Consider the following 15773-nt stretch of genomic DNA (forward strand, 5'->3'; position numbering starts at 1 on the left):
ACGTGATGCCCGCCAGCAGGATGCCCGCGCCGGCCGCGAACGTGACGTTGCCCAGCCAGTCGATCCGGCCGCGTCGCCCGGAGGCCGTTGCGCGCAGGCTGCGGTACGACCAGATCGTGCCCACCACGCTGATCGGCACGCTCACCCAGAACACCGCCCGCCAGTCGATGACGGCCAGCAGCCCGCCCGCCAGCAGGCCGAGAAACTGCCCGGCCAGCGCGGTGATCTGGTTGATGCCGAGGGCCATGCCGCGCTGAACGGGTCGAGCGACAGCGCGACCGACGCGCAGGCGAAGATGAGGAAGCCCAGGTTGTAGATCCTGACCCGGCCGAACATGTCGCCGAGCCGGCCGAGCACGACGACGAGCACGGCCGAGACCAGCAGGTAGCCGAGGATCATCCAGAGCAGGTAGCCGATGTTGCCGGGCGCGAGCGGGTCGAGCCCGATGCCGCGGAAGATCGCTGGCAGGGAGATGATCACGATGGAGGCGTCCATCGTGGCGATCAGCACGCCGAGGGTGGTGTTGGACAGCGCGATCCACTTGTAGTTCGGACCGACGGGCACGGGAGCGACAATAGACCTGTTAGTTACGCTAACTAACAGTGGGGGTGGCCTTCACCAGGAGCGGTTGGCGTAGGAGCTCCAGTCGTAGCGCCCGACCTGGCCCTCGCCGATGCGGAACTTGTAACCGTCGAACCCGCCACGGGCGCTGTAGCTGAAGCGGAACTTGCCGTGCCCGCCGGTGACCAGCCGGTGGCCCTGGTGCCAGCCACGCCCGTCGTGGTACCAGAAGTCCACGTACGTCTTCTCACGGTCGCGGTCACGGTCCCACACGTCCACATCGAAGTAGTAACGGCCGTTGGCGTAGTAGTAGAAGCCCTTGTAGTAGGAACGGTGGCCGCTCGACTCACCCCTGCCGTAGCCGGAGTACCCCTCGAACCAGTGCTTGCTGAACGACGACGCCGTGCTCGCACTCGTGGTGGCCGCCTGCGCGGGAGCCGCCGCGACACCGGCCACCACGGCGCCGGCCAGGACCGTACCGGCGAGCAGGCTACGAAGCTTCGACATGACAACCCATCCCTAGTTCTGAGGAAGAACCTCCGAAGCGATCGCTCCGGACGACCCTCAATCTAGGCAGCCGCGATCTCCCGTTCTGGGTACAAACGCACAGATCAGCGTCGGCGTGCACAACGACACACTCGACCGATCGAGGCCGGAAACTGACCTCGATTGCCGTCATTGTTGTCCTTGACCGGGCACCACGAACGGAAGGCATCACCATGACCGTCAAAGAGCTGATCACGGACGAGCGCGCCGACCTGCTGGCGATGCTCGCCCAGCACCGGCACTTCCTCCGCTTCACCACCCGCGGCCTCACCGACGAGCAGGCCCGGCAGCGCACCACCGCCAGCGAGCTGTGCCTCGGCGGCCTGGTCAAGCACGTGGCCGAGGTCGAGCGGGGCTGGGTCGACTTCATCCTGGATGGGCCGTCGGCGATGCCCGACCACGCCTCGATGACCGAGGCCGACTGGGCGCGGCGGGCCGACGGGTTCCGGCTGCTGCCCGAGGAGACCCTGGCGGGCGTGCTGGACGACTACGCCGAGGTGGCCCGCAGGACCGACGAGGTGGTCGCCGCCCTGCCCGACCTCGGCGCGACCCAGCCGCTGCCCGAGGCCCCGTGGTTCGAGGCCGGCGCCCGGTGGTCGGCCCGGCGGGTTCTGATGCACATCGTCGCCGAGACCGCCCAGCACGCCGGCCACGCCGACATCATCCGCGAGTCCCTGGACGGCGCCAAGAGCATGGGCTAGAGCCCGCACAGTCGGCTCGGCCCCGGTCAGGGGCCGCGTCGAAGGGGGTGCGCGACGGACGGCCGGGGAGTGGGGCCCATTAGGGTCTTTTCATTTTCGTTACTCTGCGTTGCAGTCTCGTTACGATGTGTAGCGCTGGGCGCCCGGCGACGTCACACTCCCCATCTCATCGAGGTGCACAATGCAGACCATGCGACGGTTCGCCGTCATCGCCGCGGCAGCGGCGGGGCTCATGCTGGCTCCGGCCGGCATCACCGCGGCCAGCGCCCACTCCGGAGACCGCGACGGCGGCCCCGGCGGCCTGCTGTCCAACGTCTCCGGGCGCAACTCCTCCGGTCACGCCAACCTCTGCGGCACGGGCAAGCTGGCCATCCTGAAGGAGCGCACCTGCGTCACCAAGCACAACGGCCACGCCAAGGGCGGCGACTACGTCGGCCCGAGCGGCGGGGTGCTGTCCAACCTCCTGTTCGCCCGCAACGCCTCCGGCCACAGCAACAACTGCGGTAACGAGACGATCTCGCTCATGAGCCGCACGACCTGCGTGACCGTGCACAAGTAAAGATCACGCGGCCACCCGCCGAGGTCCCCGCAGAGGACCTCGGCGGGCGTGCGTTCAGTCGATTGTTCCTGTGGCACCTTCGGAGGTGATGATGGGATCCGACCCGCAGCTCACGATCGGTGCGGTGGTCCCCAAGACCGGCCGGCTCGCCCGGCTCGGCGACCCGATGTCCTTCGTCCTCGACACCGTCGCGCCCCAGCTCCCGCCCGTGCGCGCCGGCGGCCGCCGCCACGGCGTGCGGGTCGCGATCCGCGACAGCCGTTCCCAGCCGTCGGGCGCGCGTCAGGCCGTGCGCGAACTGGTGGAGGACGAGCGGGCCGACATAGTGATCACCATGGCCGGCACCAGGGTGCTGCCCGCGGTGACCGAGACCTGCGAGAGCCTGCGGGTGCCGTGCGTGTCCACCACCTTCCCCTGGCAGGCGTACGTGCACGCGCGCGGCGCGGAGGCGTTCCGCTGGACGTACCACTTCGCCTGGGGGCTGGACGACATCGCCGCCGTGTTCGCGGAGATATGGGAACGGCTGGGCGGCACGCAGACGGTCGGCTGCCTGTGGAACGACGACCTGCAGGGCGACATGTCGCGCCGCCACTTCGCGCCCGAGGCCGCCCGGCGCGGCCACACCCTCGTCGATCCCGGCGGATACGAGGAGCCCGCCGCCGACCTGCGCGACCACCTCGACCACTTCCGCCGCTTCGAGGCCGACATCGTCACCAGCGCCGCCACGGCCGCCGACCTGGCTCTCTATCACCGCCAGGCCACGCGGGCCGGGCAGCGCCCCCGGCTGATCACCTGCTCGCGGTGGCTGACCTATCCCCATGCCGGCATCGCCGCCGACCTCGCCGAGGCGCGGGTGGCCACCCTGGTCTACTGGACGCCGCACCACCCCCACCGCTCGTCCCTGGACGACACCACCGCCGCCGACCTGGCCGCGGCCTACGAGCAGGCGACCGGGCGTCCGTGGCTGCAGCCGCTGGGCCTGGCCCACGCGCTGGTCGAGGTGGCCCACCACGCCCTGGCCGGCGCGGACGATCCGGCCGATCCGGGCGCGGTCGCCGAGGCGGTCGCCCGCACCCGCCTCGCCACCGTCGCGGGCGTCCTCGACTGGACGAACGGCCCCACGCCGAACTTCGCCCTGCTCCCCCTGGTCGGCGGCCAGTGGCTGCCCACCCGCCACGGCCACGAGCTCGCCGTGGTCACCAACACCGCCGCCCCTGACGTGCCGATCACCGCCGACGTGAGCCCCATGCCGCGCTGAGAGGTCAGCCGTCGAAGGTCTGCTCGCCGAGGACGTGGAGGAACGCGAAGTTGTCGGCGGTGGTCGAGCCCGGCTGCGGGCGGAAGATCACCAGCCGGTGCCCGGTGGTGGAGCTGAGGACGAAGTCGCACTGCACGTCGAGCGGTCCCGCATGCGGGTGGATCAGGTGCTTGCGGGTGGAGCGGAGGGGCTCGACGGCCATGTCGTCCCAGTACCGGGCGAACTCCTCGCTCTCCCCCAGGAGGTCGGCGATGAGGCGCTCGGACACCGCGTCCCCGCCCCGGCGGGCGGCGGCGGCGCGCAGGTCGGCCGTGTAGCCGCGGCCGATGGCCTCGTGCTCCTCCGGGAGGTTGAGCGCGCGTGACCCGGGATCGGTGAACCAGCGCCAGGTCACGTTCCCGGCCCGCTCGTCGCCGAGTCGCCACGAGCCGACGAGGGCCTGGCTCAGCCGGTTCTGGGCGAGCACCGTGTTGAGGTCGTCCACGACGTGGGCGGGCACGGTGGTCAGGGCGTCGAGCAGGAACATCATCGCCGGGTCGACGTACCCGCCGGTCGAGCCCGACAGCGGCGGCGCGTAGCCGGCCAGCCGGTAGAGGTGGTCGCGCTCGTCGACGGACAGCCGCAGCGCCCTGGCCAGGCTCGCCAGCATCGCTTGCGACGGGTGGGCGTTGCGCGACTGCTCGAGCCGTTCGTAGTAGTCGACGGAGACGTTGGCGAGCAGCGCGACCTCGGATCTGCGCAGCCCAGGGGTACGGCGGCGGCCGCCGGCGACGAGCCCGACGTCGGCGGGGCGCAGCGCCTCGCGCCTGGCCCGCAGGAAGCTCCCCACGTCGTTGTGCTTCATTCTCGGCTGATATCCCCCACCCACTACCTTTTCGGCAGAAATCGCCAAACCGAGCGCGGCCAGGCTATCCGAGCCCCATCCGAGCGCCACGGCGGCCACCGTGGTCGCCGCCCAGCCAGGATGCTGCGGTTCAGGGCGCGGCACGAACGCCCTGTTCAGCCCCGTTCCGGGAGGACGACCCAACGGGCCCGCCATCGACATCGCGTGGAACATCCTCAGAACACGCACAGGGCACTACCACCGTCACGGCCAACCCGCGGAAGGTCGTCGTCTTCGACCCCAGCGCGCTGATCAACCTGCACGACCTCGGCATCCCGGTCGTCGGCGTGCCTGAGCTGAGCGACCTGCCCGAACACCTGGCCAGGTACGCCGGCGACGAATACACCAAGGCCGGCTCACTCTTCGAGCCCGACCACGAGAAGGTCAACTCGCTAACGCCTCCATCGAGGAGGTCAAGGCCAAGGCGGACGACCGTAAGGGCCTGATCGTGCTCACCACCGGCGGCAAGGTCAGCGCGCACGGCCCCGGCGGCCGCTTCGGCATCGTCCACGACGTGCTCGGCGTGAAGCCGGCCGCGGACGGCCTGAAGACCGACACGCACGGCAACGCCGTCTCGCACGAGTTCATCGCCGACAAGAACCCCGACCTGCTCTACGTCGTCGACCGCGACGCCGTCGTGGCCGAGAGCGGCCAGGCGGCCAAGCAGGTGCTGGACAACGAGCTGGTCAACGGCACCAACGCCGCCAAGAACGGCAAGATCGTCTACCTCGACCCGTTCATCTGGTACCTCGCGCCGAACGCGATGTCCTCGGTCGAGAACATGGTCAAGACGATCGGCGACAGCCTCACGTGACCGCTCGCCGGCTGCGCCGGTGGCATCTGGTGGCCGGCACCGTGGTGCTGGCCATCGTCGCCGCCGGCTCACTCTTCGTCGGCGTCAGCGACCTCACCCTGTCCGGCCTGCTCGCGGGCCGGCCCGCGGACACGCGGGTCCTGGTGGAGTCCAGGCTGCCGAGGCTGATCGCCGTCCTGCTCGCGGCACCGCGATGAGCGTGGCCGGGCTGGTGATGATGCACATCACCGGCAACCGCTTCGTCACCCCCTCCACGGTCGGCACCACCGAGTCGGCCACGTTCGGGCTGCTGCTGGCCACCCTGTTCGCCGGCGGCGAGTCGCTGTTCACGAAAATGGCGACGGCCGTGGCGTGCGCGCTGATCGGCACGTTCTTCTTCATGCGGATCCTGCGCCGGCTGACGTTCCGCGACATGATCCTGGTGCCGCTGGTCGGCCTCATGTTCGGCGGCGTGATCGACGCGGTCACCACGTTCATCGCCTACCGGGCCGACCTGGTGCAGAGCCTCGGGGCCTGGACCGCGGGCGACTTCTCCGGCGTGCTGCGCGGACGCTACGAGCTGCTCTGGATCGCGGGCGCGGTCACCGTCGCCGGCTACCTGTACGCCGACCGCTTCACCGTCGCCGGCATGGGCCGCAGCTTCGCCGTCAACCTGGGCGTGCGCTACGACCGGGTGGTCAACACCGGGCTGGTGCTGGCCGCCGTCACCACCGCCGTCGTCGTGGTCACGGTCGGTCGGTGCCGTTCATCAGCCTGATCGTGCCCAACCTGGTGACGCTCGTGCTGGGCGACAACCTGCGCTACGCGCTGCCCGCCACCGCGCTCACCGGGGCGCTCTTCCTGCTGCTCTGCGACGTCGCGGGCAGGATCGTCCGGTTCCCGGACGAGATCCCGGTCTCCACGGTCGTCGGCGTGATCGGCAGCGCCGTCTTCCTGCTCCTGCTGCTGCGCGGCGGCAGGCGGCTGGGGGTCCGATGAGCACCGCCACCGCCCTGCGCGCCACCCGACGCCGCGAGTTGCGCGGCCTCGGCCTGCTCTCGCTCGTCGCCGTGGCCGTGGTGGCCGCGTTCTGCCTGGTCGGGCTGGTCGGCAACTGGGAGTACGCCCTCGGCGTCAGAACCGCAAGGTCGCCACGATGGTCGTGGTGGGCGTCGCGGTGGCCTGTTCCAGCGTGTTGTTCCAGACCGTCACCGGCAACCGCATCCTGACGCCCGGCATCATGGGCTTCGACCGGCTGTTCGTGCTGATCCAGACGTTGATCGTCTACGTGTTCGGCGCGCTGACGCTCACCACGACCGACCCGCGGCTGCTCTTCGCCGGCCAGACGGCGGTCATGGTGATCTTCTCGCTGGCCCTCTACCGATGGCTGTTCGGCCGCGACGGACGCGACCTGTACGTGCTGGTGCTGGCCGGCGTGGTCTTCGGCACGCTCTTCGGCAGCCTCTCCTCGCTGGCCCAGCGGCTGATCAACCCGAACGACTTCGTGGTCCTGCAGGACAGCCTGTTCGCCGGTTTCAACCAGGTCGACCCGGGCCTGCTCGCCTTCTCCGCCGTGCTCGTCGCCGCGATGGCGGTGTGGACCGCGCGGCTGTCGGCCCGGCTGGACGTCGTGGCGTTGGGCCGCGACACCGCGCTCAACCTGGGCGTGAACCACGCCTCCGTGGTCAACCAGGCGCTCGTCGTCATCGCGGTCATGGTGTCGGTGGCGACCGCGCTGGTCGGGCCGGTGACGTTCCTCGGCCTGCTGGTGGCCAACCTCGCCAGGCAGCTGACCGGCACCTTCCGCCACCGCACGGTGCTGCCCGCCGCCACGTTGCTCTCCGTGATCGTGCTGGTCGGCGGGCAGGCCGTCCTGGAGCAGGTGTTCGGCATGAACACCGCCCTCAGCGTGATCATCAATTTCGTCGGCGGTGCCTACTTCATCGCCCTGCTCATCCGGGAGCCCCGACGATGATCGAGATCAAGGGCGTCACCAAGCGCTACGGCGAGACGGCGGTCGTCGACGACGTGTCGCTGACCATCGCCCCCGGCGGCGTGACCTCCGTCATCGGGGCGAACGGCGCGGGCAAGTCGACGCTGCTCTCCATCGTCAGCCGGCTGACGCCCGCCGACAGCGGCACGGTCACGGTCGACGGCCTCGACGTCACCACCACCCCCAGCGAGAAGCTGGCCCGCCGCCTGGCCGTGCTCCGCCAGGAGAACCACATGTCGGTACGGCTCACCGTGCGCGAGCTGGTCGCCTTCGGCCGCTTCCCGCACTCGGGCGGCCGGCTCACCGAGCGGGACCTGGCGCTGGTCGACGAGGCCATCGGCTACTTCGAGCTGGACGACCTCGCCGACCGACACCTCGACCAGCTCTCGGGCGGCCAGCGGCAGCGCGCGTACGTCGCCATGGTGCTCTGCCAGGACACCGACTACGTGCTGCTGGACGAGCCGCTGAACAACCTCGACAGGCGGCACTCGGTGCAGATGATGCGCCGGCTGCGGCGCATGGCCGACGACTACGCCAAGACCGTCGTCATGGTGGTGCACGACATCAACTTCGCCTCCTGCCACTCCGACGCCATCGTGGCCATGAAGCACGGCAAGGTGATCGCCCAGGGCACGACGGAGGAGATGATGACGCCGAAGGTGCTCAAGGAGGTCTACGACCTGGACATCGACGTCCACGACATCAACGGCAGCCGCATCGGCGTCTACTACGCCTGAGTGCTCCGCGCCGGCAGCGGGCGGAGGCTAGGATCGCCTGTCATGGAGTGCTTCGCCGCCTGCCGTACCCGCCGCTGAGGCCGGCTCCCCCGTCCGACGGGTGTGGGCCGAACGACGACTTCGTCATGCCCTCAGCCTGAAAGGCGCACTTCCATGCACATTCGCCCGTTCGTTCCAGACGACCTCGCCAGGCTCACCGAGCTGACCATCGAGACGTTCCGGCCGTTCTACGAGGACTACTTCCGTCCCCTCGTGGGCGCGGTCGTCTTCGCCAACCAGCACGGCGACTGGCGCGGCGACTACGGCCGGCAGGTCGCCGAGCTGCACGACCCGCACCGGCACCGGTACGTCGCGGTCGCCGAGATCGCGGACACCATCGCCGGCTACGTCGCCTGGAGCGTCGACCCGGATCGCCACAGCGGGGTGGTCACGCTCCTCGCCGTCTCCGACCGGCACCGACGCCACCATGTGGGCACCGCCCTGTGCGAGCACTCCTTCGCCGACATGCGCGCCCGCGGCGCCGAGGTGGTGGAGATCGGCACCGGCGGCGACCCCTTCCACGCACCCGCCCGAGCCCTGTACGAAAGCCTCGGCTGCACCCCGCTCCCCGTCACCGTCTACTACCGGCGGCTCTGAAGCCGCTGAGCCCGCGCCTGAGGTCCGGAGCACCGATGAGTTTTCTTCCCGCCGGAGGTCTGAACGGTCGGACCACACCTCCGCAGGAAGGACGACCATGACCACGATCACCACCCATTTCCTCGAACGCCCAGGTGTACGGCTGCGTTACGAGGTGCGCGGGTCGGGGCCGTTGCTGGTGGTGACCGGCGCGCCGATGGCGGCGGCGGACTTCGCGGCGCTGGCCGACGCGCTCGCCGCCGACCACACCGTCGTGACGCACGACCCCCGGGGCATCTCGGGCAGCGTCCTCGACGACCCGGCCGAGGACTCCACCCCCGAGCTGCGCGCCGACGACCTGGCCGCGATCCTCGACGCGCTGGGCGCCGAGTCCGCCGACGTGTTCGGCAGCAGCGGCGGCGCCGTGACCGGGTTGTCGCTGGTCGAGCGGCACCCGAGCCGGGTGCGCACGCTCGTGGCGCACGAGCCGCCCTGCGTGGAGCTGCTGCCCGAGGCCGCCGAGCAGCGGGCCGTCGTCGACGACATCATCGAGACCTTCCACCGGGACGGGCTCGGGGCGGCGTTCGGGAAGTTCATGGCGAACGCCGGGTTCGACCAGCCCGCCGGACCTCCCGGTGAGCCGTCGGAGCAGGCCATGGCCGACGGCGCCCGCTTCCTCGCCCATGAGCTGCGCGGCACCACCCGGTACGTGCCCGACGTGGCGGCGCTGAAGGCCGCGCCCTGCCGGATCGTCGTGGGGGTCGGCGCCGAGTCCGGCCGGCTGCTGACGTACCGGACGTCGGCGGCGCTGGCCGGGCTGCTCGGCACGGAGCCGGTGGAGTTCCCCGGCGACCACGGAGGCTTCCTGGGCGAGGCGGAGGAGTTCGCCGGCGTGCTGCGGAAGGTGCTGGCCGGGTAGCTACGGCCACATGGCGGCGACGCGGGCGGCGACGGCGCGGCCCTGCGCGTAACCGGCCTCGGCGGCGGGCGCGCGCACGGCCGGGTCGAGCGGGTCGGAGCCGAACGCGGCCAGCGAGGCCTCGTCGGCGATGATCACCTCGACCACGCCGTCCAGCTTCGTCCACGCCGGCTCGCCCGGCTCCATCATCGGCGCCAGCACCAGCACCCGGTCGAACCCGGCCGCGAGGTCGGCGTTGGTCATCGTCCGTACGCCGCCGTCCATGTACGGCACCCCGTCGATGGTCACGCACGGCCACACGCCCGGCACCGCGCAGCTGGCGGACACCGCGTCCACCAGCCCCACTCCGGAGTCGCGCCCGAACAGCCGGGGCTCGCCGGTGAGGGCGTTCGCCGCGACGACGACCAGGTCCCGCTGCGGCCACTCGTGCACCGGCAGCCGCGCCGCGATCACCTCCCGCCGCCTCTCCTGGGGGACGGTGGCGGCGGCCAGGGCCATCGCGCCGATCTCGCGCCGCTGCTCGGCGGCGTCGCCCGAGCTCTCCGCGATCCGCTGGAGCCTCTCCCAGAGCTCCTCGGTCGCCACCCCGGGGGCGAGCTCGGGCGTCTGGAGCGCGGGATCGGTCTGCCGGGCGAGCAGCTCCGCCAGCGGCAGCCCGCTGGTGACCTGGGCGCCCACGGTGGAGCCCGCCGACGTGCCGATGATCCGGTCGGCGGTCGTCACGTCGACGCCGGCGTCCGCGAGACCCGCCAGCAGACCGGTCTCCCACGCGATCCCGGCGATCCCTCCGCCGCCCAGCACCAATGCCCGCCTGTCGCCGCCCATTCGACCCCTCCTTGTACGTTTTGGCCCATTATTGGCTAGAGCGCCATCCGTACGGTGACCGTCACCGAGGCTCCCTCCAGGTCGGCGAGGCGCCCGAACACGAGCGTGTCCCCGGACAGGCGCGCCTCTCCGTCCAGCACCTCCGCCATCGGCCGCGACCAGGTCACGGACAACCCGCCGAGGTCGCACCGGGGATCCGCCACGGTGATCGTCGCCGTGCCGTCGGGACGCTCCCTGACCAGCACCGCGCACGGCGCCGAGGCGGTCAGGCCGCCGACGGTCCCGGCGTTCCAGAAGGCGGCCGCCGTGAGGGCCGCCCCCGGCACGTGGACGGCCTGCAGGCGGGAGGTGTTGGCCGGCACGCGCAGCCACCCCGAGGCGGCGCGGGCCCGCGTCTCTTCGCGGCTCGCGCCGGGCAGCAGCACGTAGACGTAGCCGGCCGAGCGCGGGTCGACGCCGTGGTCCAGCCAGAGCGTCACGTAGTCGCGCCGCGCCCCGCCGCCGGTCCGGCTCTCGCGCAGCGTGCGCAGTTCCTGCCCGCCGGGCACGAGGTAGCCGCCGTGGCCGTCGAGGTGCGCCCAGCCCGTCCCCATGGTGAGCGGGGCTCGCGTCCTGCGGTTGTCCACGACGGTCTCGACGGCCGCGCCGTCCGCGCCGGAGATGCCCGCGCCCAGGCAGACGACGGCGTCGTCGAGGAAGAACCAGGACTTGAACGCCTCCATCGTGCTGCCGAGGCCGCTCAGGTGCTGGCCGACCGCGGCGTACGTGCCGTCCGTCGCGCCGCCCACCCACCGCCACGGGGTACGGGTGTCGCCCCAGGCCCGCCCGCGCCGTCGGGCAGTCGCCGGGTGGAGACGGTCGTGCCGGGCAGCCGGTAGGGGTCTACGGTCGCCCAGAAGACGTCGGAGTAGTGGTCGCCGTGCCCCTCGGCCCACCAGTAGAGCATCCCTGAGCCGGTGTGCCAGCCGCGCAGGTTCTCGCCGTTGCCGTGCTCGTAGTGGGCGACCCGGTGGGAGGCCATGCTGAGCGCCGCGCACCAGCCCGGCCCGCGGTGCACGGCCCTGGCGCTCATCGGCAGCAGCCGGTGGCCGACCGGCTCGGGCGCGGCGGGCACGGCGGCGGAGTCCATGATCGTCGCCAGGCGGGCGTGGAAGGCCGGCTCGGCGTGCTCCAGCATGGGACGTACGGTGTCGCGCGCCGCCCAGCCCTTGACCATCGCGTGCCAGCGGTTCCGCTGGGCGGCCGGGGCGCTCGCGGCCAGCAGGAGGATCGCGGCGGCGATCTGCCGCCCGCTCTCGTGGTCGCCGAACGGCCTCCTCACGATCGCCCGGCCGCGTACGAGGTCCATGCAGGCGCCGTCGCGGACGAAAGGGGCGAAGGACCGTTCGACCATGGCGAAGACGCTCCGGTCCGCGATCTCCCAGGGAGAGCCGCGCAGCACCGCGTACAGCGTGGCCGTCCCCGACAGCAGGGTCACCCCGTACGCGCCCTGGTAGGGAACGGAGGAGTGCTGGATGAACGAGCCGTCGCGGTAGAACCCGTCGCCCTCCGACACCGTGCGGAAGACGGGGGCGAGGGCCGAGACGGCCAGCTCGGCCAAGCCGTGGTCGTCCGCCGCCATGGCGCGCAACAACATCACCACACACCGGTCGACGCGGTTGGCGGCGGTGCTGGTGCCGTCGTAGCGGCCGAGCCGGCTCTTCGGCGCGAAGTGGTCGACCGCTTCCAGCAGCGCCGCCGCGCGCCCGCCGTCCAGACCCGTCAGCACGGCGGCCTCCAGTAACGCCTTCGGCACGCCGATCTCCCAGTGCCACCAGTTGCCGGTCGGGTCGGCGCCGGCCGCGTACACGTGCCGCCGGTAGTGGTCGACGCCTTCCGCGACGGCCGCCGCGAGCCCCGGGTCGCCGGTCAGCCCGGTGCCCTCCAGCGCGTACGCGTGAGCCATCGCCCGCAGCCGCCGCGGCGTCGCCATGAACGAGGGGAACGCCTGGTCGGGCCAGAGCGAGGCGGGACGCGGCGCCATCGTGTCGCGGTGGCGCGCCGCCGCCCTCCCCACTCCCGCCAGCAGTCTCCGGTACGGCTCCCCCGGGTGCCCCGGCCCCGCGAGCACCTCCCGCCAGCGGCGGCGCAGCAGGACGAAGGTGTCGTCGGGGGTGTGGGCGGCCCGTGCGGGCGCCAGCGCCCCGAGCATCCCCGCCGAGGTGACGCCGCCGAGCCGGAGGAAAGATCGTCTGGTGGGCACGCCTCGATTATCGGCGGCGCACGTCCGTGAACCAGTCGGTGGTGCGGGCCTGCCGTCAGAGCATCTCCCTGAGCACGTCGTCGACCGGGGTCGCGGTCACGCCGAGGACCTTCTCGGTCTCCGACCAGTCCACGACGAACGGGTGGCCGGGCCTGGTGAGCACCTCGTGAAGCTCGGCCCAGAAGGGGTCGGTGAGCTCGAGGAGGGTCAGGTCGCGTCCGGTCAGCTCCTCCAGTCTCGGCCGCGGCGCGCCCGCGAGCTCCGCGAGCCGACCGGCCAGCTCCCGGACCGACAACGTCGAGGCGGGCGCGTGCCAGGCCCGTCCGTACGCCTGCTCGTCGCGGCTCGCGGCGACCAGCGTGCGTGCGGTGTCGCCGATCGCCGAGTAGCTGTGCGGCACGTCGAGCTCCTGCGACACCAGGGCGAGCCGGCCTTCGAGGACCTGCCGCCGCACCATGAGGCTGAACACGGAGTAGGCGCCGGCGCCGTAGAACTGCGCGGCCCGCACCTCCGTGACCTTCACCCCCGACGCGGCGGCCTCCTCCCACACCCGCGCTCTGGCCCGGCCCTTGGGACCGGTCGCGGCCAGCGGGAGGTCCGGCCTGATCGGCCCGTCCACCGGCCCGTAGCCGTAGAGGTTGCCGAGCATGACGTACGCGACCCCGCTCCGGCGCACGGCGGTGAGCAGCGACGCCGACAGGACGGGGAACTCCCGCGGCCAGGCGTGGTACGGCGGCGCGGCGGTGGTGAACAGCGTGTCCGCCCCCTCGGTCAGCTCGGTGAGCCGGTCGGTGTCGGTCGCGTCGGCGGCGACCCTCTCGACGAGCGGGTGCTCGGGCCCGCCCCCGGAGCGGCTGATCATCCGTACCCGCTCGCCGTCCTCGGCCAGCAGGAGAGCGGTCTTCGACGCGGTGGCACCGCGTCCCACGATCACGTTGAAGGTCATGACCACCACGGTGCCGAGCCGCGGCCACGTGCGATAGTGGCCGGAATGCCGACTGTCCGGAGGATCTGGCCATGCACCTGATCATGCACCGCGTCGCCGCCGTGATCGTGCCGCCCGTGCTGAGCTTCGACGTCTCGATCCCGCTCATGGTCTTCAACAGCGTCGAGCACCGCTACGACGTGCGGGTCTGCACGGCCCGGCCCGGCGCGGTGCCGACCGTCGGCGGCCCCGACATCGTGGTGACGGACGGCCTGGACGCCGTGGAGGGCGCCGACACGGTGATCGCCGTCGGCAGCGGCGGCGAACGGGCCCCCGAGGAGGTCCTCGACGCGTTCAGGACGGCCGCGGCCGGCGGGGCGCGCGTGGCGTCCCTGTGCACGGGCGCGTTCGTGCTGGCCCAGGCGGGCCTGCTCGACGGGCGGCGCGCCACCACCCACTGGGGGCTGGCCGGCGACCTCGCCGCCCGCTTCCCGGCGGTCGACGTCCAGCCCGACCTGCTCTTCGTCGAGGACGGCGGCATCTTCACCTCGGCGGGCGCGGCGGCCGCCATCGACCTGTGCCTGCACCTGGTCAGGGTGGACTACGGCGCGGCGGTCGCCAACGCCGCCGCGCGGCTCGCGGTCGTGCCTCCCGTACGCCCGGGCGGCCAGGCGCAGTTCATCGAGACCCCGTTGCCTGCCGAACGCGGCACCTCGCTCGCCGCCACCCGGGCCTGGGCGCTCACGCACCTCGATCGCCCGCTCACCCTGACCGATCTGGCCCGTCACGCCGGGATGAGCGTGCGGACCCTGACCAGGCGCTTCCACGCCGAGACCGGTCAGAGCCCGCTCCAGTGGCTGCTGCTCCGGCGCGTCGACCGGGCCAGGGAACTGCTGGAGACCACCGGGCTGCCCATGGACCAGGTGGCCGGCAAGAGCGGCCTGGGCAGCGCGGACTCCCTCCGTAAGCACATGGTCGCCCGGGTCGGCCTGACCCCGACGGCCTACCGCGCGAGCTTCACCCGGCGTTAGACGAGGCGGCTGAGGTCAGACGCCGGATCGGATCGGGACCACGTTGCCGGCCGGGCCCTGGCGTGGGAGCGCGAACCAGGTGGCCTTGCCGACGAGGTGGGGGTGGGTGACGTAGCGCTGCGGGTGGCAGCCGTGGAAGCCGTCGGAGAGCCGGGCGACGATGCGCAGGCCGCGCCCGTGCTCGGCGGTCGTGTCGGGTTCGGCCGGTTCGGGCAGCAGCGGGCTGCCGTCCACGACCGCGCACATGATCTCCCGCGCGTCGACGTGGAGCCCGAGTTCGTACGGCGCCTCGCCGTACATGAGGGCGTTGGTCACCAATTCGCTCACCATGAGCACGGCGTCGTCGACGAGGTCCGGAGAAAGGCCGAGTGCCGACAATTCATCGCGAATGATCGTACGTGCGTGACGGACGGTCCGCGCGTCCTCGCCTAACGGCCACACGTACCGCATCCGGCTTGTCCGAGCTGATCGCAGCCTGGTCATGGCGTCTCTTTCCTGTGCCGGTTGGCAGCGAACACACGTTTCGCTCAACAAGAGGACCTGCCTAGGGGTGGACGTATGCGGCTGTCGAAACCTGTACGCACGAAAGGCCGTTCCGGGTCGAATCTTCGGCGAGAAATCGCCGTTCTTTTGCCGGTCGCCCGAAAAGAGCAGAAAAGGACGGGTACGGACACCGGCATGAGTTCTGACGAGAACACGAGCGACCGCCGGCCGTCCGGGAACGGGCGGCGGACGCAGGAGCCCGTACCCGCCGGACGCAAGGCGCTGGAGCAGGCGCTGTCCAAGGCCGGCATGAGCCTCGACGACCTCATCCGGCCGCAGGCCGGGTGAGCCGCAAGGGGACAGGATGAAACTGCACGACACGCGTTCGGTCGCCGCGGCGCTGAACGACATGGACTTCCCGGCCGACAAGGAGAGCATCCTGGCGCACGCCCGTGCCCGCGGTGCCACCGAGGACGCCGAACGCGCCCTGCGGTCGTTGCCGCTCGGCGAGTACGCCAGCATGGCCGAGGTGCTGCGGTCCGTACCCGTGGACCCGGCCCCCGACCGTACCGAGGACGAACGCATGCAGCAGCACCGGCGCCAGGGCCGCAAAGCGGGCCTGGCGGAGAGCATGCGGCCCTCCCGCCCCAAGCCCATCGACCGGGGCTGACCCCCTGAAAGGAATCCAACGGCCGCGGTGGA

General features: G+C 71.8%; 21 protein-coding genes and 1 pseudogene. 14 read left to right on the forward strand and 8 right to left on the reverse strand.

Annotation, left to right across the window (positions count from 1 at the left end; translation table 11 throughout):
• Positions 1-141 precede the first annotated feature (141 nt).
• Both C1J01_RS51120 and C1J01_RS05695 read right to left on the reverse strand, forming a co-directional pair.
• A complete protein-coding gene (locus C1J01_RS51120) occupies positions 142-564 on the reverse strand; it encodes an MFS transporter (protein ID WP_220039753.1) in 423 nt (140 codons plus the stop codon).
• A 51-nt stretch (positions 565-615) separates the two neighbouring features.
• Positions 616-1068, reverse strand: a complete 453-nt coding sequence (locus C1J01_RS05695) for a hypothetical protein (protein WP_111176772.1) — start codon at positions 1066-1068, stop codon at positions 616-618.
• A 212-nt stretch (positions 1069-1280) separates the two neighbouring features.
• Between C1J01_RS05695 and C1J01_RS05700 the strand changes: the two genes are divergently transcribed.
• The 3 genes from C1J01_RS05700 (at position 1281) to C1J01_RS05710 (ending at position 3625) form a co-directional block, all read left to right on the forward strand.
• The gene (locus tag C1J01_RS05700) at positions 1281-1808 is read left to right on the forward strand and encodes a DinB family protein (RefSeq protein WP_111176774.1); all 528 of its coding nucleotides are present in this window, start codon (positions 1281-1283) and stop codon (positions 1806-1808) included.
• Positions 1809-1998: 190 nt separating this feature from the next.
• Positions 1999-2367 (forward strand): hypothetical protein, encoded by a 369-nt coding sequence (locus tag C1J01_RS05705; RefSeq protein ID WP_220039754.1) that lies wholly within the window; start codon positions 1999-2001, stop codon positions 2365-2367.
• An 88-nt stretch (positions 2368-2455) separates the two neighbouring features.
• Positions 2456-3625, forward strand: a complete 1170-nt coding sequence (locus tag C1J01_RS05710; protein ID WP_220039755.1) for an ABC transporter substrate-binding protein — start codon at positions 2456-2458, stop codon at positions 3623-3625.
• Between the two features lie 4 nt (positions 3626-3629).
• Here the strand turns inward: C1J01_RS05710 and C1J01_RS05715 are convergent, their stop codons facing one another.
• Positions 3630-4469 (reverse strand): helix-turn-helix transcriptional regulator, encoded by an 840-nt coding sequence (locus C1J01_RS05715; RefSeq protein ID WP_111176778.1) that lies wholly within the window; start codon positions 4467-4469, stop codon positions 3630-3632.
• 487 nt (positions 4470-4956) lie between these two features.
• On the opposite strand from C1J01_RS05715, the gene C1J01_RS51925 reads away from it, so the two are divergent.
• From C1J01_RS51925 to C1J01_RS05745, 8 genes are all read left to right on the forward strand, one after another.
• Positions 4957-5322 (forward strand): ABC transporter substrate-binding protein, encoded by a 366-nt coding sequence (locus C1J01_RS51925; protein WP_235854275.1) that lies wholly within the window; start codon positions 4957-4959, stop codon positions 5320-5322.
• The gene (locus C1J01_RS51930; RefSeq protein WP_235854276.1) at positions 5319-5519 is read left to right on the forward strand and encodes a hypothetical protein; all 201 of its coding nucleotides are present in this window, start codon (positions 5319-5321) and stop codon (positions 5517-5519) included. The genes C1J01_RS51925 and C1J01_RS51930 overlap by 4 nt, the downstream gene beginning before the upstream one ends.
• A gap of 2 nt (positions 5520-5521) precedes the next feature.
• Positions 5522-6079 (forward strand): iron chelate uptake ABC transporter family permease subunit, encoded by a 558-nt coding sequence (locus C1J01_RS05725; protein ID WP_268958580.1) that lies wholly within the window; start codon positions 5522-5524, stop codon positions 6077-6079.
• A complete protein-coding gene (locus C1J01_RS52980; RefSeq protein ID WP_268958581.1) occupies positions 6061-6300 on the forward strand; it encodes an iron chelate uptake ABC transporter family permease subunit in 240 nt (79 codons plus the stop codon). The genes C1J01_RS05725 and C1J01_RS52980 overlap by 19 nt, the downstream gene beginning before the upstream one ends.
• 157 nt (positions 6301-6457) lie before the next feature.
• Complete coding sequence (locus C1J01_RS05730; RefSeq protein ID WP_235854277.1) at positions 6458-7276, forward strand: iron chelate uptake ABC transporter family permease subunit; 819 nt, start codon at positions 6458-6460, stop codon at positions 7274-7276.
• Positions 7273-8031, forward strand: a complete 759-nt coding sequence (locus tag C1J01_RS05735) for an iron ABC transporter ATP-binding protein (protein WP_111176780.1) — start codon at positions 7273-7275, stop codon at positions 8029-8031. Before C1J01_RS05730 ends, C1J01_RS05735 begins: the two co-directional genes overlap by 4 nt.
• Before the next feature lie 153 nt (positions 8032-8184).
• Positions 8185-8667, forward strand: a complete 483-nt coding sequence (locus C1J01_RS05740) for a GNAT family N-acetyltransferase (protein ID WP_111176782.1) — start codon at positions 8185-8187, stop codon at positions 8665-8667.
• A 97-nt stretch (positions 8668-8764) separates the two neighbouring features.
• Positions 8765-9565: an alpha/beta fold hydrolase gene (locus C1J01_RS05745; RefSeq protein ID WP_111176784.1), complete on the forward strand. Its 801-nt coding sequence runs from the start codon at positions 8765-8767 to the stop codon at positions 9563-9565.
• On the opposite strand, the gene C1J01_RS05750 is transcribed toward C1J01_RS05745, so the two are convergent.
• From C1J01_RS05750 to C1J01_RS05760, 4 genes and pseudogenes are all read right to left on the reverse strand, one after another.
• Positions 9566-10390 carry a patatin-like phospholipase family protein gene (locus tag C1J01_RS05750; RefSeq protein ID WP_111176786.1) on the reverse strand — a complete coding sequence of 275 codons (825 nt, stop codon included), beginning with the start codon at positions 10388-10390 and terminating at the stop codon, positions 9566-9568.
• 35 nt (positions 10391-10425) lie between these two features.
• A complete protein-coding gene (locus tag C1J01_RS54245; protein ID WP_500047385.1) occupies positions 10426-10815 on the reverse strand; it encodes a polysaccharide lyase beta-sandwich domain-containing protein in 390 nt (129 codons plus the stop codon).
• Positions 10816-10833: 18 nt separating this feature from the next.
• Positions 10834-12581, reverse strand: a pseudogene (locus C1J01_RS05755) (polysaccharide lyase 8 family protein); the annotation flags it as partial.
• A 106-nt stretch (positions 12582-12687) separates the two neighbouring features.
• The gene (locus C1J01_RS05760) at positions 12688-13578 is read right to left on the reverse strand and encodes an NAD-dependent epimerase/dehydratase family protein (protein WP_220039756.1); all 891 of its coding nucleotides are present in this window, start codon (positions 13576-13578) and stop codon (positions 12688-12690) included.
• A gap of 71 nt (positions 13579-13649) precedes the next feature.
• On the opposite strand from C1J01_RS05760, the gene C1J01_RS05765 reads away from it, so the two are divergent.
• On the forward strand, positions 13650-14588 hold the full coding sequence (locus C1J01_RS05765; protein ID WP_235854278.1) for a GlxA family transcriptional regulator: 939 nt from the start codon (positions 13650-13652) through the stop codon (positions 14586-14588).
• Positions 14589-14603: 15 nt separating this feature from the next.
• Here the strand turns inward: C1J01_RS05765 and C1J01_RS49600 are convergent, their stop codons facing one another.
• Entirely contained in the window at positions 14604-15071 is a 468-nt protein-coding gene (locus C1J01_RS49600; RefSeq protein WP_181448588.1) for an ATP-binding protein, read from the reverse strand.
• Between the two features lie 195 nt (positions 15072-15266).
• Here C1J01_RS49600 and C1J01_RS49605 point away from each other — a divergent pair, with 195 nt between their 5' ends.
• A complete protein-coding gene (locus tag C1J01_RS49605) occupies positions 15267-15419 on the forward strand; it encodes a hypothetical protein (RefSeq protein ID WP_181448589.1) in 153 nt (50 codons plus the stop codon).
• Between the two features lie 16 nt (positions 15420-15435).
• Positions 15436-15741 (forward strand): DUF2795 domain-containing protein, encoded by a 306-nt coding sequence (locus C1J01_RS05775; RefSeq protein WP_111176790.1) that lies wholly within the window; start codon positions 15436-15438, stop codon positions 15739-15741.
• The last annotated feature ends 32 nt before the right edge of the window (positions 15742-15773 follow it).

This window comes from Nonomuraea aridisoli, assembly GCF_003236395.1.
GTDB lineage: Bacteria > Actinomycetota > Actinomycetes > Streptosporangiales > Streptosporangiaceae > Nonomuraea > Nonomuraea aridisoli.